The following is a 20,456-nucleotide window of genomic DNA, read 5'->3' on the forward strand; positions in this document are numbered from 1 at the left end:
ATCACATTTATGGCTCCAGCGTTATCTATTCAGGTAACCGAATGATAAAGGAAATGCGATTACTTTCACATTCCAGACGCGCTCCCTTAAGTAACCCATTCCGACAGGCCACGGAAGCTAATTCTTCCGGCCATACCACGTTCGTTCCTTCCGTCGTCGGGATGACTTCGAGGCTTGCACCTGCGTATTCTACTCGAATGCTTTCCGTTTCTTTCCCGGCTGACATGACATGATGAATAACGCTGCGCTCCCGACCGTCATACGCCATTAAAGGAATAAGCGCCCCTACATTCTGTATATTGCCTTGAAGCTCATACGCCACTTCAATTTTGCCGGGTACCTGACGATAATGCGTTCGGATTTCCCTCACTCCCGGGAATGGGCCTTTCCACAGAAGTGTAAAATCCGTTGCTCCGTCAGACGCTGAGCTTTGTTCCATCTGTACGGTTCCTCCACCATCCTGCGGGTCAATCCCTCCATCCCGGTCGAACTCCAGCGTACCGGGAATACCTTCCGACAAGCTGTGCCACTTTCCGTCCTCCGTTTGCCAGGCCGGGGTATAGCTTAGCGGGAAAATATCTCCCTCCGCGAAGCCTGTAAAGCCGCGGTCTGCGTGACCTGCTGAGGATGGACCGATCAGCGACGGCAGCGCAGACTGCTGAATACGCACGATGCCCGGAACATTGTACGGATCGTTGACCGATGTTTGCACAAGCATTTGCTGCCCCTCTACGGCTGCAATGACAGTCTGGAACCAACCGTCCGTTGCCAACACCCGGCTGCCGATCTCCGCCGGGATGAAGGTTGGGGAAATGCGATCCATCTCCTCACCATGTAGAAGGGTGTGGGCCAGCACAGCCGCCGTCCACAGACTGTAGCAGGTATGATTCGAGTACACCTCAAAGCCATGCCGTGCCTCGGACGAATAATGGTTGCGACGATATGCAGCTTGCCGTCATCGGTCTGCCAGCGGCTAATCGCTTGCCAGCATAGATCTGCTGCCCGTCGGAACGCACCTGCGAGCCCATGCTCTCCTGCTGTAAAAGCCTGCTGAGCATGTGTTGTAAAGACAAAGGCCGCGGCCGCTTCGTTCCACTGATGCTGCGCGCTTCTTCCACGCGGCGGAATTTCCCCGTGCGGGGATAGCGCCAGCAATGTGCTGAGCGCTCCCCTGCGAAGGTGGTCACGCAGTTCGAGTGCGCAGCTGCCATCATATCCGTTCTCCAGCATTACGCCCAAATGAAAACGTGTAACGATATCGTAGGCAAATGGACTATTGGGCCGATCCAGCGGTCCATCCTGGTACAGGCCCAAGCCGGTAAAACGAGGCAGGTGGTAGCTGCGGATATACGTCTCCATCCATTCCGAATCGGCTGCAATTCCTTCCGCTGCACGCAAAAACTCGCCGGAAATCATAATCGCATTCCAGTTGATCATCCGGTTCGGATTTTTCATTTTGCTCATCGTAAAAATGTAGGTCTGCTCCGGCTGAATCCTGCTCAGTTGCTGTTTCCAAGCCGTGGCTTGCTCTGGCAGCAGATTTTTAAGGAGCCGATACGCGCCCATCATCATAATTGGAAAAAAGTCTGGGTGGTGATCTGGAGCTTTTTCCTCCACTACACAAGCTATGCTATGCGTCAAGGCCGCAGCAGCAGATTCCAGTAAATCATGCCGGCCTTCTTTGACCAACACCGCCGCTGCCAACGCATAGGACGGGGTGGAGTAGTACCGTTCACTTTCGGAATGGGGGTCAATGATAGCTCCGGTATCATCCTGATGCAGGGCATATGCGCGAACCAGCTTTTCCAGCACGGCCAGCTTACGTTGGTGAGTCCATCCGTCATTCACTCGATTTGGCGCGCTTTCCACCTGTTCTATAAATCTCTCCAGCTCCGTCTGCCAAGGGTACACGCTGCCTGTCTGCAGCTTATTCATCCTGTCTGCCTCCCATTCAAAATGAAAATTAATGTATGGTAAAAAACAGATTGCAATCTACGCTTGCAGAATCGCTCCAGTGATTGGAGTCTAGTTGCAGCGATGTTTTATAAAACACAAAGGGAGCTCCGTCATGATCTATGTGCTTCACAGCCTCGAGCCCCGGCCGCAGCACGCCGGCATCATAATCTAGCCTGACGACTGCGTTCGCTCCCTTCCATTCTACGAAGCCTGCTCCCAGATTAGGCTGAATACAACTGATGAAAAACTCCTTCACATCCCATGACTTCATGCTCACGCCAGACGTTTCAAACTCAAAATGATCGGTGACGGTAAGCCTTGCCCCCTCATTTCCCTCCAGCACATTCCATATAAAGGAGCGGGTGAAGACCGCCAATTCTTCTACGGGATAAGCAGATGTCAAATCAAGCTTAAGCCTTGTGCCCGTCTGTACCTCCTCCTGCTCATCCAAAGCAATATCCAGCACAACCGCCTTTGCCTTTGCGCCCGATTGCTGCATAGTCCCATTGATGACAGGCACGGAATGACCACTAGAGGAGATATTAATAATTGACTCTCGTCCCGGTGAAAAATAGGCTTTCGTGTACAAGCCTGCTCCCAGATCACACAATAGATTCTCGCCACCGCCATGAAGGATGAAATGTCCAAGATCGTTATGATTGTGCGGTTCATTGTTATGCCCAGCCTTCGCTGAAAAAGCAAGCATGACACCTGATTCACCCTTTTGGCTTCTGGGTCCACTATGGCTGGAACTGCGGCTGCGGCACATCAGCCAACCGAGTTGCGGCAAATAATTGGCAACGGTCTCACCGCTCCCAAATGCCAAAGAATTCGTCCAAACCAGGTTACGCAATACATGAGCCCAGCGGCGACAGGGGTCTTCCAACAGACCAGGTACGCGGAAAGGGAGTGTAGATGGTCGTTCTTGCAATGAATTCAAATGAGAGATGAGTCCGGAAGGCAATCGTTCAGTTTCACTACTGTCCGAATAATTAGCGAAAATTCCATTCGACAGATGAACCCGCTCCCCAAAGGCTGCAATTTGCCTAACCTTTTTCGAGTTCAGAATATCCACAGCTCCCTCGGTAAATTCACGCAGCATATCGGCAAAATAAATGAAATAACCAAAGCCGTACACCCAGTATCCTACGCCTTCGGGGCATCCCCCGTCCTCACTATAGCCTGCCAAAAAACAATCCAGCGCGCCCAGCATACTCTCGATGGCTACCGCTCTGGAAGAGTCATCTTCTACCAGCAGCAGTGCTGTAATTCCGCAACCGGAAGCACATACTGCCGACCAGTTATGATCTGCGGTTTTCCATCCAAAATGACGAGGCTTCCAAAAAACGGGTTCCAGTACACGACGTTCGATCTCTTCGTGCACCTGAGCGACTACATGGCTAGCCAGTTGTTCTCCTAGCAGCAATAAAATTTCAACCAGCGTTTGTGCTGTTTCGGACGCGAATAAATCCACCTGCTGCCAAGGCGGTGTTACGGTGTCCTCTTCATTGACATGTGCAGGAAGCGCCCATGTGTACTCACTGCATATGTCCAGCAGACCGCTTTCCACCTCTTTCATCTTTCGAGGCTCCGGCTTGACAACAGCTTCCAGCACTATAGCAATCAGTCGTCCACGCCGTTCAAAGTACACATCCTCATACGGCTTGCGCTCTCCTGTATTAGCAAATTGCCGAAACAGAGACAACGGCAGTTCAGGCCATGATATTTCCCGATTATCTCTACAGACACGCTCAATATCCATCCAAAGCTCGGCGTATATCGGCTCAGAGACAGTCGTCCGTAGCCTTTTTGTCCAATTACTCCTTAACCGTTGCCTTGCTGAATCCTGCATGCCGCCAGCCAACGCCTTAACGAGCCGCGAAGCAGGCCAAGCCTCCCTCAGAAGACTCATCTGCATTTCCTCCTCATGAGAAGCATTTGTTTCACCTTCTTTTTTGTTAACGCTTTCATTGTATCTAACAATCATTGTAAATTCAAAGGGGTAGCAAAACAATTGAGAAAAAATAAAAGAACCTCTATGCCCCGTTGCCGTGGTCATGGAAGTTCTTGTTTTACACTAGTGCCAATCTCCGTCCAGATTCGCTTTGATCATGTTTTCTAAACTGTGGGTTTCTCTTGTTTCCACTTTCTAATCCCGTCATCCTCCAGAATACCCAGTGCTGCATCTGAGATATTAGGATCACGTAGCAAAGCGTCCTCGACTCTAAATTTAATATCGTCAGCATCTGCCAGCGTCATGCCCGGCGTAAGCTCAATCAACCCTTCCACGTGATAATAGCGTCCCTCCTGTAAAATACGCATTTGATAAATATCCGTAACATGCGTATCTGCGAGAATAATGGAAGCCACACGTTCTTCGATATCAGGAGGAGCAGATACACCGATCAAACCTACCATGTTGTCGTAACCGACCCGGAAAGCAACACCGACCATCAGACAACCGATGAGAATACTTGAAATGCCGTCCAGCAGTTTAAAATCTGTCAGCGATGTGACCACCACTGCTAGCAAAGCGAGTACTCCACCCGTTGTTGCTACCAAATCTTCATAAAACACCAGCCGGGTTGGCGGTGCAGCACGCCCCACATGGCGGAACGCAGAGGTGAAAATGCCTAACCCCTTCGCTTCTACTCTGGATTCATGCAGCACTTCTTTCATCGCTTTGCTCCATACAAATCCGTCCACCACTAGTGACAAAATCAGCACTACTACATTAATCCAAAATCCATGTGTAGATTCAGCCGGATGCTGCAGCAAATGAATGCCTTCCAATGCGGTTTCATAGGCCATAATCGTTACGACAATAACGGCAACCATACAGAACAGGTTAATCACTCGTCCAAAGCCGGTAGGAAAGCGTTTTGTCGGTTTTTTCTCTGCCAGTACACTGCCCGCGAATACAAACATTTGATTCACTGCATCCGCAATGGAATGCATCATCGTAGCAAACATAGAACCGCTGCCTGTCAAGGCAAAAGCAATTCCCTTAATCAGAGCAATGCCGGTATTCCCTAACGCCGCCGAGCCTGAGGATTTGTTTCCTTTTTTGACCATACTCCAAAAGGAGTCCTCTCTCTCTTTCACTTCCATCTTGTAGCTCCTCCTGAGGTATACATAATCTGATATATCCACATTATGTAATCGTTTGTTATGTATTATTTTTAACCCGTCCATATTCTACCTAACCATCTGAGGAGAATCAATACAAACGATAATATTTTCCATGGAAAAGGAATGCCCCATGTCCCCCTACGACATGAAGCATTCCCGTTACAACCTTCTATCAGACATCCCTCAGGTTAACAACACAGATAACATCCATGCGTGACGATCGACATAAGTGCCTGTTTACCAGCTTGATTTCGTAATTCCTGGAATTTGGCCTTTATGTGCCAACTCGCGGAACGCGATACGAGACAGCTTGAATTTGCGCAAGTATCCTCTAGGTCTGCCTGTCAGCTCGCAACGGCTTTTCAGGCGGATTGGAGATGAGTCACGCGGAAGCTTTTGCAAAGCTTCGTAGTCCCCTTTTGCTTTCAATTCACGTCTCAGATCCGCATATTTAGCTACAATTTCCTGGCGTTTCTTCTCTTTTACGACTTTTGACTTCTTAGCCATGTAAAGCTCCTCCTTGTGATATATGCCAATCATGAAGGTTCACCCTCACTACCGCGGGATGGATGAACACGGATATGGACTTGATTTCACACCTTAAATAGTAATCATTACGATTAATATTTAATATAACGTGCTCCAGGTAGGTTGTCAACCCAAGCGGTTTGAATCACAACATTAAAAAGCCGTTGAAACAGTAGAACCGATTCATTGTGGTGAACGGTCTGCCGTTTCAACGGCTTTAAAATTTGTTGACTAGCTCTGTTCATTCAGCCAAATGGCAAGCCACCCAGTGATCTGGACGAGCCTCACGATAGAGTGGAATTTCTTTAGAGCAACGATCGATTGCAAAGGGGCAGCGAGTGTGGAACTTACAGCCCGATGGCGGGTTAACCGGACTTGGAATATCCCCCTTGAGCAAAATTCGTTCTCTTTTCAGCTTCGGCACCGGAATAGGTACAGCCGACAGCAACGCCTTCGTATACGGATGCAACGGATTCCCGAATAGCTCGTCACGCGAAGCCGTTTCGACCATGGAGCCTAAATACATCACGCCAATACGGGAACACAAATGTTCTACCACGCTCAAATCATGCGAGATGAACAAATATGTCAGACCCCGTTCGGCCTGCAATTTGGCGAATAGGTTAATAATCTGCGCCTGTATGGACACATCCAGCGCTGATACCGGCTCATCAGCGATAATTAGATCCGGCTGAAGCGCCAGCGCTCGGGCAATGCCGATCCGTTGACGTTGCCCTCCCGAAAATTCATGGGGAAAACGGTCGATATGATACTCTGACAATCCACATAGCTTGAGCACGTCCAGCACAATCTGCCGGACCTCCTCCTTCGTTGCTATACCGTGATCCAGTAACGCCTCACCAATGGCATCACCAATCCGTACACGCGGATTCAGCGAGCTATATGGGTCTTGAAAGATCAGCTGAATTTTGGGACGAAGTTCCTGCATCCCTTTGGCAGACAAGCTGTGCAGATCCACCCCTTTGTATTTTACGGTACCGTCCGTTTTATCCGTCAATCTAACAATCGTGCGGCCCACCGTGCTTTTACCGCTCCCCGATTCCCCTACCAATCCGAAAGTTTCACCCTGACGGATCGTAAAGCTGATATCGTCTACTGCCCGCACATGTCCTGAAGTACGGTTCATAAACCCGGACTTCACCGGAAAGTACGTTTTTAAGCGGTCTATTTCCAACAACGGCTCAGCCATGAACAACCGCCTCCTCATATAACCAGCAGGATGCTTTCTGCTGAGCTGAAACTTCTTTTAACGTAGGCTCTTTTATCCGACAAATGTCCATGCAATGCCCACATCGATCGTGAAAATAACAGGAAGTCGTCAGCTCCAGCGGATTAGGGACCTGCCCGGGGATGGAATACAGTTCCTCTTGGCGCTGATTAAGCACCGGTTTGGATTTTAGTAACCCCTGTGTATAAGGATGCTTGGGATGATTGAACAGCTGGACCACTTCGCCTTCCTCGACAATCTTGCCTGCATACATCACAATGACGTAATCAGCCATTTCGGCGACAACACCCAGATCATGGGTGATTAGCATGAGCGACATATTGGATTGGGCTTTAAATTCACGCAGCATATCCAGGATTTGCGCCTGAATCGTTACATCCAGCGCCGTCGTTGGCTCATCCGCGATAAGCAGCTTGGGACCACAAGAAACAGCAATAGCAATCATAATTCGCTGCAGCATCCCCCCGCTCAGCTCATGCGGATAGCTTTTTAAAATCTGCTCCGGCCGGGATATACCAACCTGTTCGATCAGCTCCAGTGCTCGCTTACGAGCTTCCTTACGGCCCATTTTCAAATGCTCAATCAGTGGTTCGGATAGCTGTTCACCAATGGTCATGACTGGATTCAATGAAGACATCGGCTCCTGAAAGATCATGGATATTTCATGTCCGCGAATCGTGCGCATCTCATTTCTGCTAAGCTCTAGCAGATCGGTTTCCTCAAAGCGGATGCTTCCGCCTGCCACTTTACCACCGGGACTCTGGATCAGACCCATGATGGACATCGCGGTAATACTTTTGCCGCAGCCCGATTCACCGACAATGCATACCGTTTCCCCCGGCTTCACACGGAAGCTGATATCATCCACCGCTTTAACCGTTCCTTCTTCTGTATAAAAATGAGTGCATAAATGTTCAATGGAAAGTAAATTGTCCATGGTGTATAATCACCTACCTCTTATGTTTCGGGTCAAGTACATCCCGCAGCCCGTCACCAAAAATATTAATAGCGATGACTGTAGCAAAAATAGACAGTCCTGGCGGTATCCACAACCACGGTCGTTGCTGAAAATCCAGCACATTGTTAGCGGCATCAATCATATTGCCCCAAGTCGGTGTCGTGGGCAGCACGCCAAGGCCAAAGAAGCTGAGTACAGATTCACTCAAGATAGCTCCGCCAATATTCAATGTAGCGATAACGATCAACAACGGTAAAATATTCGGCAGCAGATGTTTGAACAGCTTTCGACGATTCGAGAGTCCCAGTACCGTCGCGGCTTGCATAAATTCACGTTCCCGCAAACTAAGCATCTGGCCCCTCACCATCCGTGCAATCCCCGGCCAGTTGACCAGACTAAGCATCAGCATGACAATATACATCCGTTGATCGGGTGGAACCTTCCAGTCAGATAGCAGCGCGCCCATAATAAATAGCAGCGGCAAACTGGGAATCGTCAGCAGCAAATCAGCAACACGCATAATAATCTGATCCGCAATCCCGCGAAAATATGCGGATATGACCCCCAGCGTAGCCCCCAAAAAGACTGACAATACCATTGAAGCCAAACCCACGGTAAGAGAAATTTGACCTGCTTGCATCACGCGTGTCATCACATCCCGCCCCAGTTTGTCTGTTCCTAACCAGTGATGGATATTGGGCGCCTTGTTCATCATTAATATATTTGTTTTATTATCGGAATAAGGAGAACATAACGGACCGATAAAACAGAGCAAAAACATAAATACCACGACGAGCAGACCAGCCATAGCAAGCTTGTTTCTGAACAGCTGCCGGAGCGCTTGCTGCCACATTGAAGATTTAACAGTTGCTCGCAGTCTGCCGTTGCTCTTGCTCAAATTACTGCTCACGGATGACATTCCTTAGCCCCCTTCTTACACTTTCACACGCGGGTCCGCGATGCGATACAAAATATCGGACAACAGTGTTCCGATAACGCTCAAAATGGCAATTAGCATCGTAAAGCCCATAAGTAGCGGATAATCCCGGAGCGAAAAGGATTGCATGTACAACTGACCGATTCCCGGCCAATTAAAAATCTTTTCAATAATCAGGGACCCGCCAAACAGCGCAGGTAATTCGAAGCCAACGAGCGTAATGGCAGGCAGTAATGCATTCCTCAATGCGTGCGTAAAAAGTACCTTTCTTTCCTTTAAGCCCTTTGCACGGGCTGTGCGTATATAATCCTGCTGGATCACATCGATCATATTGCTACGGAAGTAGCGGGTCAACGACCCCAGTCCCAGCAGCGTCATAACGATCACTGGCAAGGTCATATGCTGGAGAACCTCCTTCACATACTCCATACCTGTAGCGTTACTGCCCGTATTGAGCATGCCACCGGGTGGCAACCACTTCAGGTCAACCGCTGCGATTTTAATCAGATACAACCCGATAAAAAAAGAGGGAACAGACATGGCAGCGAAAATCACCACCATTACCAGAGTATCAAACCATGAATACTGCTTATAAGCAGCAATCACACCGATAATGACCGCGATAAACCAGGTCAGGAAGGTCGATACAACGGCCAGCAAAAACGAGTTCCAGATGTACTCATTAAATAAGGTCAGCACCGGCTTCTGCTGGGCAAGCGAATAACCAAAATTGCCGTGCAGCGCATTGCCTAGCCAATTTCCATAGCGTTCAAGAATAGGCTTATTCAGGCCGTAAATTTCCCTCAGCTCCGCTTTTCTCTCCGGCGACAGCTTCAGATTGCCGCTAATGAAATCTCCCGGTGTCATGGCATACAGGAAAAAAATCATCATCGAAGCGGCCAACAAAATAATAACCATATACGTCAGTCTTTTCGTTAAAAACGAGCTCATGACAGACTCCTTTCAATTCAAGGTCAGGCTACTCATTACGTTTCCCCCATTTGGGAGGCCCCTTGATCTGAACCTGATGTTCTTCACAAGGGGCCCGCAAATGTGGCTTATTTAAGGGACCATTCGAACAGATTACCAGACAAGCCAATGAACGGACTGACCTTTACATGTTCCATCCGACCATTGTAGGCATACACCGTCTTCTTATAGTTGGTAAAAATAACGGGCAGTTCATCGTTTAGCAGTAAATATAATTCTTGATATATTTTCTTCCGTTCTTCCATATTCGTCGTAGACAAGCCTTTTTCATATAGCTCTTTTACCTTTGGATTGTTATATCCCTTGACTTCTCCATTGACGAATTGCTCGATTCCATCTGATGGATCTGTCAGCATGCCTGTCGAGAAGGCGGCAAGATCATAATCTTTACCTTCTACTTTGGCGACCATTGCATTAAAGTCTGCAAAGATTTCCGGTTGAAGGTCAACACCAATCGCTTTGTAATTTTCAGCCGCAAGCGCAATAAAGGTGTCTGTTTCTGGACGTTTAGAGGTCAGCAGGTGAATGGTCAGCTTCTGTCCGTTTTTCTCACGGATACCGTCACTACCTTCTACCCAACCCGCTTCATCCAGCAGCTTTTTCGCTTGCTCCGGGTCGTAGTTGTATGGATTGATTCCATCGGTCGTGTAAGACCAGAATATTGGGGAAGCTGGAATGTTTGCAACTGCCCCTGCTCCCTGAGCTGCGTCGACATAAATGCTTTTCCGATCCAGTCCATAGGTCAATGCTTGACGAACCTTTTTATCCTTAAGCTTTTCATTTTCAAGATTTACTTGCAAATATCCGTAAGTGCTAGGGGTATAAGGCAAAATGTTTAAAAAGCCAAGCCCTTTTAGTTTGTCGATATTTTCCTGAGTTGCGGTGAATTGAGCAAAATCGGTATCGCCTGTTTCTATGAATTGCCAAGCGTCGCCTTCTGCTGTTTTGTAAATGAAATGCTGTGTTTTCGGTTTGCCTTTGAAAAAGTAATCATTCGCCTCTAGACGAACTTCTTGCCCCGGAATGAATTTTTCTAACTTATAAGCCCCATTTCCCAGAGGACTACTATGTAGATTCTTAAAATAATCCAGCTCTCCGAACTTATAATCCTTGCCGTAGTAGGCTTTGGACAGTACATACTCACCCAGAATCGGCAAAGCAAGCGCGTTTGGTTTTTCCAACGTCGCAGAAATGGTCTGCTCATCAATCACCTTGATTCCTGCAATTTGTTTTGCCTTGCCTTCCGTATAGTCTTTGCCGCCTTTAATGTTCAGCTTTCGGATTTGGCTGTCACCAGGATAGGCTTTGTCATAGATCAACGTCCAGGTAAAAGCGATATCCTCAGCTGTCAAAGGAGAGCCATCACTGAATTTTGTACCGGGAACCAGATGAAACGTATACGTTAGATTATCCTTGGAAATATCCCAGCTCTTAGCCAGATTGGGCAGCGGAAGCCCCTTCTCATCTACCGTGACCAGCGGAGTCCACAACTGCGAAATCACGTTGCCGTCATAGCCGCTTTGGTTAAAATACGGAGTAAACACCCCAGCTGGGTCAGTCAGACCAACAATAATCGTGTCGCTTCTCTTTTGGGACACTTCCGGCAATTTGGATAAATCAGAAGCTTGTACCAGACTTGTTAATGGCTGCGCTGTAGCGGCTGTCTGTGCGGCATCACTATTTTGCGAAGCAGCATCGCTAGCGCTATCTGATCCACCACTAGAGCAAGCTGCTAATAAGGTAGAACTTGCCAGAAGTAGACTGCTGAGTAGAATAATTCCCTTTTTCAAAATAATCCCCCCAAGTTAATTTAGTAAATTCCGATCGAACAAGTTGTAATTAATAAGATAAATCTCATTATAGGAATCTATTCCGGTTCTGTAAAGAGAGAACTCCATTTTTTATGTAAAAAAATAGACGTCCACTCATCTGGATTCCAAATGGTCGACGTCTATTTGTTTAAAGTGTTAAAGTCTAACTGGTGCGTACAGCCTAATTTCGCTCCATATAGCCCAGGATGCTCCGTTGCATTTCATCTACTGCCGAAAGCCGTGCGCTATAGCCGAGCAATGTTTCACCATCAAAATGTGCATGGATGAAGCCAGAGGCACAAAGCTTAAAAATATGGTCGTGCGTGATTCCCTTGGACAGCTTGAGATGACGGACAATCTCAATAAAGGTGCGTGGAGATTGGCTTTGGTACAAATATTTTAAAATCTTGAGCCTGCTCTTCTCCCCCAAGCTTCGGATCATTCGATATTCCTGTGGGGATAAAAAATCGTCCTCCTGAACATAAATTCCTGCCGAGTAATGGCACAACAGGAGCGACCCAAATCGATAAATAATATTTATCGGCTGAAAATGATATTGCGGTACCAGCAACACCTGCGTCAACCCTTCGGAAGGCTCGAATCGGAAGCCATTAGTGGTACAATCCACCCACTCCATAGAGCTATATGCGTCCTTCTCCCGGTTTCTGCGTTCCGCTTCCTGTTTCAGCCCGCTTAGAATCCTTGTATCCACATGACGAAAATACTCTTTATCCCAACCGGATAGCAGCTGCAAAGCAAGTTTGCGAAGCTTCTCCATGTCGTCAGGCAGCGGTATCCCATAGGCTGATGCCTGTTCGTTTAATTCCTGTACAGTTCGGTTCTCCAGACGGTCTACGACCTCTTCAACGTTCCCCTGATCAGAAAGCATACAGACGAGTCCATAAATAACCTTCCAATCTGCATTGATTTCCATGGACTCCAGCAATTCAGACAAACCTGGAGATAGCGTTCCACGCACTTGCTCCACCCACTCGGCTGATAAATCGGTCTTCTTGTAAGCCTTGCGGCAAATAAAGGTGTGTAAGCTGCTGAGCAACTCAAACACCGGTCCATATGCTACATGTACATCGTAAGGAGCATTCACGTCGTGACTCATCGCTTTCTGTCCTCTTTTCTTTCATATCTGATGTCCATTATACATACTATCGTACACCCGTTCATTCTTAGTGATCCATTCATACGAGAATGTAGCAAAACACAGATACAAATATGAACGTAACAAGCATCATAATCAAGGCGCAAAAAAAGCCTGATCTCATCAGACTCTAACTGTTCAGCTATGAATTAGAAAAGGTTGTCTCCCACAAATATCGTAGGAGACAACCTTTGGACAAATAATATGATGTTTAAAGTTTGTTAGCTGCTACTTTCCACTCTAATATTCCTGTGGATGCTGAACCTTTGGATACCATTTCAATTCTTAATTTCGTTGTTTTTACAGGCGTAAAAGTAGTTGTATTATACTGGTCTGCCGAAGTACCCAATCCATTAGCCTGCTTGACATTGGACCAGCTGCGACCATTCCAATACTTAATCTTGTAAGATTTAGGAACATCAACGCCAGCGCCATCTTGGAACCAATAGACATCCGTTTGGGATAACGTATATTCTTGATCAAAATCATATTGGACCCATTGTGTACCCGTCTCAGGCCAGTTACCATACACGGCATGACTTCGATCATTAGAGCTGGTTGGGTCAAATCCATCATTAAGCGCGCTCACATTTTCCCAAGGCGAAGTATAAGAAGTGCTGACCGTTGCAGCTGGCGCAATGTTTACGTTTTCATCAGGTGATGGATCGATGGAACCCTCATCGCCGTTAGTCACGCTTGGGAAACGAGAAGTATCTTTTTTGAGCTGACTCCAGGTATAACGCAGCATCCAGATATCCCAGTCGGTGATATGATCGGAATTACCGGCCCACATAATAGTGTTCGTTGGGAATCCACCTGGTGGACGCTCATGTTCTTCATAAAAATCGTTTAATCCAAATCCATGCCCAATTTCATGTTCAGTAATCTCAATCTCATCCGAATTCACCGTACTCAGAACGTATTCATCATTCATACGCTGTCCCCAGTCGCCGCCGGCTCCCCCTCCAAAATTTTCTGTGGCCCAGAGATACATATCAAAGCGTTTATCCAATCCACCCGGATACGAATAGTTCGGGTCCGAAAAATGCTCAAATCGCGATATTTCATTAGGTGCAACGGGAAGCACGGCAGGAATTTCCGGTTTTTCAGAAGCTAGTGTATCTGTAATGGTATCCGTATAAATGACCTCGTCAGGCTGCTTGTCTAGGAGCAGTGAAGGATCGGCCACAGCCCAGCCTACCACTTTTACTTTAATATTCTTATAGGGCCAGCCGTCATATCCTTGAAGATGATCTGTCCAATGGTTCATCTGCCGATCTATCATTCTAGCAATATCCTGACGTTGCTTCAGTGTAACGGGCTTAGAGGATTGCCAGCGTATAACATAATTAAGAGTCCCTTTTCCCGCAAAAATTTGATCAAAAATCGTATTTTTACGCGCCGTCGAGCCTTCGGTCAACATTCTATTCTTCCAAACCCATTCCACCGATGATTTGAGATAAGCTGGCATGTCAGCCAATGTCGAATCACCCGTTGCCGCAATTACAGAATCCCCGTTTAGATGAGAATCCGCTGATACAAAACTAGCGTTTCCCATCAGTAGTGAACTAGCAATGACTACTGAAAAAGAAGCCATCACCATTCCTTTTCTGTTCAACATGTATGTACCTCCATATTCATTTGTATTATTGCAATAGTTTTCTTGAAACGATGATCTCTATCACCTTATCACTGGATTATTGCATCGTCAATATTTTCCTTAATGATTTAAATTAGTCATTTTAATCGTATCTTGGAATATACACATACCCTTTGCATGTACAAAACTGGTATTTTATAAAATGAAAAAAACGTTTATTCACTAAATCAATTCCACAATCCCCGCTGGCTCCGCCTTATCATACCCTTTCAACTGCTTATTCCAATTATTGATTTGCCGACTCAGCATGGAAGCCATATCTTTACGCTGCTGAAGAGTGATATTTTTAAAGGATTGCCAACGCACTACATAATTTAGCGTTCCTTTTCCCGCATAGATTTGACCAAAAATCAAATTTTTACGGTTGGTTGAGCTACTTTTATTTTTACGAGACATCTAAAAGGACAACGCCCACTCTCTTATTACACCCACTCTTGATTTTGAATAAAATTACAATTTGTAATATCATCGGAATGATATATCGTCAAACAAAAATATCCCCTCTACAAGGAGGGGATCAGTATCCATAGACTAGGCTCGCACTCCTACTCTATGGATATCAATGCCGAATCTGCCAGTGAAGCCAGTAGCTTCGCTGTTCCGGGCAACGCGCGTTCGTCCAGATCAAAGGCAGGATGATGCCATTCCTGGCTTCCCGCAGTGCCGACAAAGACAAATACACCGGGGATGTTCTTCTGATAAAACCCAAAATCCTCACTGGCCGAGGATGGTATGGGACGAACTACGTCCAGACCGACCGCTTCTGCCGCCTCCTCCGCGATGGCGGCCAACTTACCGTCGTTCAGCACAGGCGGAGGACCCTCGATCCAGCGGATGGTCGCTTTCGTGCCGAAAGCATCGGCAACGCCTTTTACGACCTGTTCAAAGCGCTCAGTCACCTGGGCGCGAACATTCTCGTCAAATGTGCGAATGGTTCCGTCCAAATGGGCACGGTCTGGAATGATGTTCCAGGCGTTGCCACTGTGCAGCTTCGTGACGCTAATGACCGCGCTATCCAGCGGATTAACGCTCCGACTCACAATGGATTGCAGCGCCGTAATGATATGTGACGATACCACGATGGGGTCAATCCCTGCATGCGGCACTGCCGCATGTGTGCTCAGACCCTCCACCTCGATGTAAAAACCATCTGCCGCTGCCATTAGCGGACCTTCTTTGATGCCGACCGTGCCTACGGGCAGGTCCGGCTTGTTATGCAGGCCAAATATGGCCTGCACCCCTGCCAACGCACCGCTGTCCAGCACTTGGGCAGCGCCTTTGGCCTTTTCCTCGGCTGGCTGGAACACCAGCCGAACCGTGCCTTTCAGCTCCTGCTCCCGCTGCTTCAAGAGTATGGCTGCTCCTAACAGGGATGCGGTATGAAAATCATGCCCACAGGCATGCATCTTGCCGGGATGCACTGAAGCGTAAGGCAATCCCGTCTCCTCCTGAATGGGCAACGCATCAATGTCTGCACGAAGCGCGACAGTTGGTCCCTCCTGCTGTCCTCCGATTTCCGCAACTAATCCGGTACGCAGCGGCACATCCAGAATGGTTATGTTCTGTTCTTCCAGCAGACGGCGGATAAAGGCGGTAGTTTCAACCTCCTCGTTAGATAGCTCGGGATTTCGATGCAGATGGCGGCGAATGTCCACCAACTTCTGCTCCAAAATCTGCTCCTTCGTCCCGGTTGATCCACTCATCCCTATTCCTCCTTCGTGAACCCAAAATAGTTATAATTCTCTCAGACCAACAACATCTAGGACTGCACAGGCAATCCGGCAAAAGCTTCATGCAACAACTCGAACGAGCGCACACGCTTGTGTATATCTCTTATTCCTGTCGTAACGATCAGCTCATCGGCCTGATACTTCGCTTGAATTTCCGTCAGCACAGCATAGATTTCGTCTTTATTTCCTTTGTTAATTTGCGCTTGTGTAGCTTCAATTGTATATTCTTCACCCGATTGCTTGCCAAACTCTTCTGCACTTTCCAGCGTGCCCACCGTAGCCGTCTTGCCACTGGTCAGATGAATTTTGTACAGCTTGTGCTCACCTGCTAACTCCGCAGCTTCCTCGGAAGTGTCCGCTACGATGACTGAAAGCGCAAAAAGAGCTTTCGGCTCACGTCCATAACTATAATCGAAAGACGCCCGATACGTACGGAATGATTCCAATGCAACCTGCTCATTACTATTGATAAATTGCGAGAAAACGTAGGGCAACCCCAAGCGCGCAGCAATTCCAGCACTGTCTGTACTTGTACCCAAAACGTAAATATCCGCTGGTATTTCTGGAATCGGGTTCGCCTGTAACCCGGCTAACGGTCCTTCTTCAGACGGAATATTATGAATATAGCGACTTACTTCATCAATTTTTTCTTCGAGAGAAGGCGCATCATGAATGTTTCGTTGTAACGCCTGTGTGGATTTCGGCAACCCGCCCGGTGCGCGTCCGATTCCCAAATCTACGCGACCCGGTGCAAGAGAGGACAGCACATTAAAGTTTTCAGCTACTTTATAAGGGCTGTAATGCTGAAGCATCACTCCACCAGAACCGACTTTAATACGCTCAGTGCGTGCCAGCAAATGGGAAATGAGTACCTCTGGCGAAGAGCCTGCAACCTGCTCGGAATCGTGATGCTCTGATACCCAGAAGCGCGTAAATCCCAATTCCTCTACACGCTGTGCTAGCTTAATCGTATTACGAAGGGCCTGCGCTGCCGTTTCCCCCTCGTGTATAGGGCTTTGATCCAATACTCCGATTTTAATACTCATGTCTCCCTCTCCCGTCTAAATTGAATAGTTATATTCCGGTGTAATCCGTTTCAGAAATTGTTTGGTACGTTCCTCTTTGGGGTGGTTAAAAATGTCGTCCGGTGTGCCTTCCTCGATAATATGACCGCCATCCATAAATACCACATGATTTGAAACATCGCGCGCAAAGCCCATTTCATGTGTAACGACAATCATCGTAATGCCTTCCTTTGCAATCTTGCGGATCACCGACAGCACCTCACCCACCAATTCAGGGTCCAGCGCCGAAGTCGGCTCATCGAACAAAATCACTTCCGGGTTCAGCGCCAAAGCACGTGCTATGCCGACACGCTGCTGCTGCCCGCCAGACAGCTGGCTTGGATAATGATTCAGCTTTTCACCCAGACCGACCTTTTCCAGCACTTCAATGCTGATTTTTTTCGCTTCCTCCTGCTTGACCTTGCGGACAACGACAAGTCCTTCCATGACATTTTCCAGTGCTGTTTTATGCTTGAACAAATTGTATTGCTGGAAAACCATAGCTGTCTTTTGACGTAGAGCCAAAACATCCTTCTTCGCAGGTCGCTTGCAGTTCACTGTAAAATCGCCAATGCTAACTTCCCCATCATTCGGCTTTTCCAGATAATTAATGCAGCGTAGCAGAGTCGTTTTACCTGAACCGCTCGGGCCTAAAATAACGACGACCTCGCCTTTGTTCACGGTCAAATCAATGCCTTTGAGCACTTCATGTTTGCCGAACGACTTCGTAATATTTTGCAGACGGATCATGATGCTCGACCTCCATTAAACACATTGATTTTTTTCTCCACCAAGCCGGATATTCGTTCAATCAGTACCGTCAAGCCCCAAAATAGCAGTGCAGCTGCAATATATACCTCTAAATATTTCCAGTTGGTAGATGCCAGAATCTCAGCCTGTGCCTGGATTTCTGTGACCGAAACCGTGAAGGCCAAGGTAGAGCCATGAAGCATCCCAATAACGGAATTCGTCAGGTTTGGCAAACTCACCACGAACGCCTGCGGAAATACAATCCGTCTTAGCACTTGCCACGTCGTCATACCGACGGCATAAGCCGCCTCGATTTGTCCCTTGTTGACCGATTGAATTCCAGAACGGACGACCTCAGACATATATGCGCCACTGGTAATGGAAAACGAAATGAGTGCAAATACCATATAAGGAACATCTTTGGATTGCAGCGGCCAGCCGAAATGCTTCGCTCCCGCATCAATCAACAAAGGCAAACTGAAATAAATAAGCAGCAAATGCATCAGCATCGGTGTGCCACGGATAAAGGTAACGTAACCGTGAGAAATCTGGGACAACACAGGAACCTTATAGATTCGCGCCAGCGCCGTTATAATACCGATGACCAACCCTGCCAGTACGGAAACCACCGTAATAATTAAGGTGTTGGGCAACGCGGAGAACAACCCTAAAAAGGCAGTATATATAAAGCCAAAATCCAGACTCATATGCCTTTACCTCCTTTACTAAGACGGGGACTTCTCAGGTAACGCACCACAAAGCTTTTTCGTTTTTCGGGTTCTTTCTGCACTGCATCCCGATGCTCATGCCGGAGAAGCGTATTTTCCAGCACCTTGAACAATTTTTGTAAAATCAGACTGATCACCAGATAGATAAGGGATAACGCGATATAGGTTTCAACAAAATGTTGGGTAGCCGACCCTAATGTCTGTGATTTCCCTGTCATCTCCATCGCTCCGATCGTAAATGCCAGCGAAGTATCCTTCAGATTGCCAATCACCAGATTGGAAAATACCGGAACCACGACAGCCAGCGCTTGCGGCATAATGATACGTGTAAAGGTCTGATAGCCTGACATGCCGACGGACTGTGCAGCCTCGATTTGTCCCCGATCTACAGCCTCTACTCCTGACCTGATAATTTCGGAAATAAAGGCTCCACTATTGAGCGCGTAGGTTGCTACGGCAAACCACAGCACATCCCATCTGGAGGAATTGATATCCACCAGCTTTAGTAGCTCCGGCAGGCCGTAATACACCAGAAACAATTGGATTAGAATAGGTGTTCCGCGAAAAAAGGAAACATACACTTGAGAAACACGTTTGAGAAATGGAATGTTATACATGCGAGGCAGCGCAACCAACAGACCAATGATAAGCCCCAATACAAGCGAGCTTGCCACAATAAACAAGGTGATGTGTAAGTAAGACAGCATTTTCGGGATAAAGCTAAAAACATAGTCAATATTGAACTCTCTGCTCATATGCCTGCCTCCTTTCTATACATCAGCGGCCAGAATACATAGAGTACCCTGACCGCTGAAATGTCCACGTCTATCCTTACTTCTTACTGCTGCTACCTTCCTTCTTCACATCTTCCAGAGACTTAGTGAAATCCTCTCCAAGCCATTTAATGCTCAGCTTCGACAGCGTACCGTCGTCCTTCACTTCCTGAATGGCTTTGTCGAGGTCATCCGCCAACCCTTGCTCATTTTTGTTCAGTACATACAATACATCCGATTGAGTCAAAGGATCACCAACGGTTTTCAGAGCTACTTCTCCTTTTTCATCGGTGTTAAAACGGTTCGCAAAGTCTGTCGTAACGGTAGCATCTATACGGCCGCTCGTAATTTGTTGCACCGTATCATTGGCTGCACCACTCGTATAAACGATATTTAGGGCATCTCCGTGGGTTTTGTTATACTCTTTCAGCACATACGCCGCATTACTGGTTGGGCTGGTGAGTACCTTTTTCCCTTTCAAATCATCAATTGAATGAATGGTATTGTTATCCTTCGCTACAGCGACTCTGTTCAGAAAAATGCTATACGGATTTTTGTTGAACAGATACTTGGCCTCGCGCTCCGGGTTTTTTTCCATTTGATGCGATACCAGATCAATCTTGCCGGCATCGAGACTTAGCAGCAAATTTCCAAAGTCCATCGTTTTGAATTCAAATTTGTATTGAGGCAGGCGCTTGTCCAGCTCCTTAATCAGCTCCACATCAAAACCTGTTAAATTTCCGTTTTCGTCAATAAAGCATACATTTTTGAATTGAGTACCTGTGCCTACGATAATTTTCTTCACGTCTCCGCTTGAACCTGACGCGCTAGACGCGTTATCTGAGGAACCGCAGCCTGCCAACACCAGGATGATTGCCATAACAGACAATATTGCAAACCACTTTTTCATATGAATCCCCCTCATCTCTTTGTATATCAGCAGTTTGCGACATACATGGTAGCTACAACATCCAATAATTAATAATTCCTATAAGTTTAATTGGTTTTAGGATGTGATTAATTTAACACCTGGA

At 47.2% G+C, this 20,456-nt stretch carries 16 protein-coding genes and 2 pseudogenes; all 18 read right to left on the reverse strand.

Annotated elements, in window-relative coordinates; genetic code table 11:
* Nucleotides 1-25 precede the first annotated feature (25 nt).
* A pseudogene (locus ACL9RM_RS22000) lies at nucleotides 26-1,935 on the reverse strand (glycosyl hydrolase).
* Nucleotides 1,936-1,963: 28 nt separating this feature from the next.
* Nucleotides 1,964-3,868, reverse strand: coding sequence for a heparinase II/III domain-containing protein (locus ACL9RM_RS22005; RefSeq protein WP_250268178.1), 1,905 nt, complete (start codon nucleotides 3,866-3,868; stop codon nucleotides 1,964-1,966).
* Between the two features lie 206 nt (nucleotides 3,869-4,074).
* A complete protein-coding gene (locus tag ACL9RM_RS22010; RefSeq protein WP_250268177.1) occupies nucleotides 4,075-5,067 on the reverse strand; it encodes a cation diffusion facilitator family transporter in 993 nt (330 codons plus the stop codon).
* 258 nt (nucleotides 5,068-5,325) lie between these two features.
* Nucleotides 5,326-5,595, reverse strand: coding sequence for a 30S ribosomal protein S14 (gene rpsN, locus ACL9RM_RS22015; protein ID WP_250268176.1), 270 nt, complete (start codon nucleotides 5,593-5,595; stop codon nucleotides 5,326-5,328).
* Nucleotides 5,596-5,857: 262 nt separating this feature from the next.
* The gene (locus tag ACL9RM_RS22020; protein WP_053325319.1) at nucleotides 5,858-6,826 is read right to left on the reverse strand and encodes an ABC transporter ATP-binding protein; all 969 of its coding nucleotides are present in this window, start codon (nucleotides 6,824-6,826) and stop codon (nucleotides 5,858-5,860) included.
* Nucleotides 6,819-7,802, reverse strand: a complete 984-nt coding sequence (locus ACL9RM_RS22025; RefSeq protein WP_250268175.1) for an ABC transporter ATP-binding protein — start codon at nucleotides 7,800-7,802, stop codon at nucleotides 6,819-6,821. Before ACL9RM_RS22025 ends, ACL9RM_RS22020 begins: the two co-directional genes overlap by 8 nt.
* Nucleotides 7,803-7,815: 13 nt before the next feature.
* Nucleotides 7,816-8,742 carry an oligopeptide ABC transporter permease gene (opp4C, locus tag ACL9RM_RS22030; RefSeq protein WP_250268174.1) on the reverse strand — a complete coding sequence of 309 codons (927 nt, stop codon included), beginning with the start codon at nucleotides 8,740-8,742 and terminating at the stop codon, nucleotides 7,816-7,818.
* A gap of 15 nt (nucleotides 8,743-8,757) precedes the next feature.
* Nucleotides 8,758-9,711, reverse strand: a complete 954-nt coding sequence (locus ACL9RM_RS22035) for an ABC transporter permease (RefSeq protein ID WP_013310079.1) — start codon at nucleotides 9,709-9,711, stop codon at nucleotides 8,758-8,760.
* A 107-nt stretch (nucleotides 9,712-9,818) separates the two neighbouring features.
* Nucleotides 9,819-11,540: an ABC transporter substrate-binding protein gene (locus ACL9RM_RS22040; protein ID WP_250268173.1), complete on the reverse strand. Its 1,722-nt coding sequence runs from the start codon at nucleotides 11,538-11,540 to the stop codon at nucleotides 9,819-9,821.
* A 202-nt stretch (nucleotides 11,541-11,742) separates the two neighbouring features.
* A complete protein-coding gene (locus ACL9RM_RS22045) occupies nucleotides 11,743-12,678 on the reverse strand; it encodes an ArsR family transcriptional regulator (RefSeq protein ID WP_414126554.1) in 936 nt (311 codons plus the stop codon).
* Nucleotides 12,679-12,928: 250 nt separating this feature from the next.
* On the reverse strand, nucleotides 12,929-14,338 hold the full coding sequence (locus ACL9RM_RS22050; RefSeq protein WP_250268171.1) for a discoidin domain-containing protein: 1,410 nt from the start codon (nucleotides 14,336-14,338) through the stop codon (nucleotides 12,929-12,931).
* Nucleotides 14,339-14,575: 237 nt separating this feature from the next.
* Nucleotides 14,576-14,758 (reverse strand): annotated as a pseudogene (locus tag ACL9RM_RS22055) (dockerin); the annotation flags it as partial.
* A gap of 164 nt (nucleotides 14,759-14,922) precedes the next feature.
* Nucleotides 14,923-16,080 carry an amidohydrolase gene (locus tag ACL9RM_RS22060; protein WP_250268169.1) on the reverse strand — a complete coding sequence of 386 codons (1,158 nt, stop codon included), beginning with the start codon at nucleotides 16,078-16,080 and terminating at the stop codon, nucleotides 14,923-14,925.
* Nucleotides 16,081-16,136: 56 nt separating this feature from the next.
* The gene (locus ACL9RM_RS22065; protein WP_250268168.1) at nucleotides 16,137-17,153 is read right to left on the reverse strand and encodes an LLM class flavin-dependent oxidoreductase; all 1,017 of its coding nucleotides are present in this window, start codon (nucleotides 17,151-17,153) and stop codon (nucleotides 16,137-16,139) included.
* A 15-nt stretch (nucleotides 17,154-17,168) separates the two neighbouring features.
* Nucleotides 17,169-17,921, reverse strand: a complete 753-nt coding sequence (locus tag ACL9RM_RS22070; protein WP_025722945.1) for an amino acid ABC transporter ATP-binding protein — start codon at nucleotides 17,919-17,921, stop codon at nucleotides 17,169-17,171.
* Nucleotides 17,918-18,628: an amino acid ABC transporter permease gene (locus tag ACL9RM_RS22075; RefSeq protein ID WP_061830372.1), complete on the reverse strand. Its 711-nt coding sequence runs from the start codon at nucleotides 18,626-18,628 to the stop codon at nucleotides 17,918-17,920. Before ACL9RM_RS22075 ends, ACL9RM_RS22070 begins: the two co-directional genes overlap by 4 nt.
* Complete coding sequence (locus ACL9RM_RS22080; RefSeq protein WP_023988355.1) at nucleotides 18,625-19,404, reverse strand: amino acid ABC transporter permease; 780 nt, start codon at nucleotides 19,402-19,404, stop codon at nucleotides 18,625-18,627. Before ACL9RM_RS22080 ends, ACL9RM_RS22075 begins: the two co-directional genes overlap by 4 nt.
* 76 nt (nucleotides 19,405-19,480) lie before the next feature.
* A complete protein-coding gene (locus tag ACL9RM_RS22085; RefSeq protein WP_250268167.1) occupies nucleotides 19,481-20,332 on the reverse strand; it encodes a transporter substrate-binding domain-containing protein in 852 nt (283 codons plus the stop codon).
* Between the last annotated feature and the right edge of the window lie 124 nt (nucleotides 20,333-20,456).

It is taken from the genome of Paenibacillus sp. S29, from assembly GCF_049319765.1.
Classification (GTDB): Bacteria; Bacillota; Bacilli; order Paenibacillales; family Paenibacillaceae; genus Paenibacillus; species Paenibacillus polymyxa_B.

Excerpts from the sequence above, each read along its gene's own strand:
- ACL9RM_RS22070 (WP_025722945.1), bottom strand. The coding sequence starts at position 17,921 with ATGATCCGTCTGCAAAATATTACGAAGTCGTTCGGCAAACATGAAGTG.
- opp4C (WP_250268174.1), bottom strand. The coding sequence starts at position 8,742 with ATGTCATCCGTGAGCAGTAATTTGAGCAAGAGCAACGGCAGACTGCGA.
- ACL9RM_RS22060 (WP_250268169.1), bottom strand. The coding sequence starts at position 16,080 with ATGAGTGGATCAACCGGGACGAAGGAGCAGATTTTGGAGCAGAAGTTG.
- ACL9RM_RS22065 (WP_250268168.1), bottom strand. The coding sequence starts at position 17,153 with ATGAGTATTAAAATCGGAGTATTGGATCAAAGCCCTATACACGAGGGG.
- ACL9RM_RS22020 (WP_053325319.1), bottom strand. The coding sequence starts at position 6,826 with ATGGCTGAGCCGTTGTTGGAAATAGACCGCTTAAAAACGTACTTTCCG.
- ACL9RM_RS22025 (WP_250268175.1), bottom strand. The coding sequence starts at position 7,802 with ATGGACAATTTACTTTCCATTGAACATTTATGCACTCATTTTTATACA.
- ACL9RM_RS22075 (WP_061830372.1), bottom strand. The coding sequence starts at position 18,628 with ATGAGTCTGGATTTTGGCTTTATATATACTGCCTTTTTAGGGTTGTTC.
- ACL9RM_RS22035 (WP_013310079.1), bottom strand. The coding sequence starts at position 9,711 with ATGAGCTCGTTTTTAACGAAAAGACTGACGTATATGGTTATTATTTTG.
- rpsN (WP_250268176.1), bottom strand. The coding sequence starts at position 5,595 with ATGGCTAAGAAGTCAAAAGTCGTAAAAGAGAAGAAACGCCAGGAAATT.
- ACL9RM_RS22005 (WP_250268178.1), bottom strand. The coding sequence starts at position 3,868 with ATGAGTCTTCTGAGGGAGGCTTGGCCTGCTTCGCGGCTCGTTAAGGCG.
- ACL9RM_RS22010 (WP_250268177.1), bottom strand. The coding sequence starts at position 5,067 with ATGGAAGTGAAAGAGAGAGAGGACTCCTTTTGGAGTATGGTCAAAAAA.
- ACL9RM_RS22080 (WP_023988355.1), bottom strand. The coding sequence starts at position 19,404 with ATGAGCAGAGAGTTCAATATTGACTATGTTTTTAGCTTTATCCCGAAA.
- ACL9RM_RS22045 (WP_414126554.1), bottom strand. The coding sequence starts at position 12,678 with ATGAGTCACGACGTGAATGCTCCTTACGATGTACATGTAGCATATGGA.
- ACL9RM_RS22085 (WP_250268167.1), bottom strand. The coding sequence starts at position 20,332 with ATGAAAAAGTGGTTTGCAATATTGTCTGTTATGGCAATCATCCTGGTG.
- ACL9RM_RS22050 (WP_250268171.1), bottom strand. The coding sequence starts at position 14,338 with ATGTTGAACAGAAAAGGAATGGTGATGGCTTCTTTTTCAGTAGTCATT.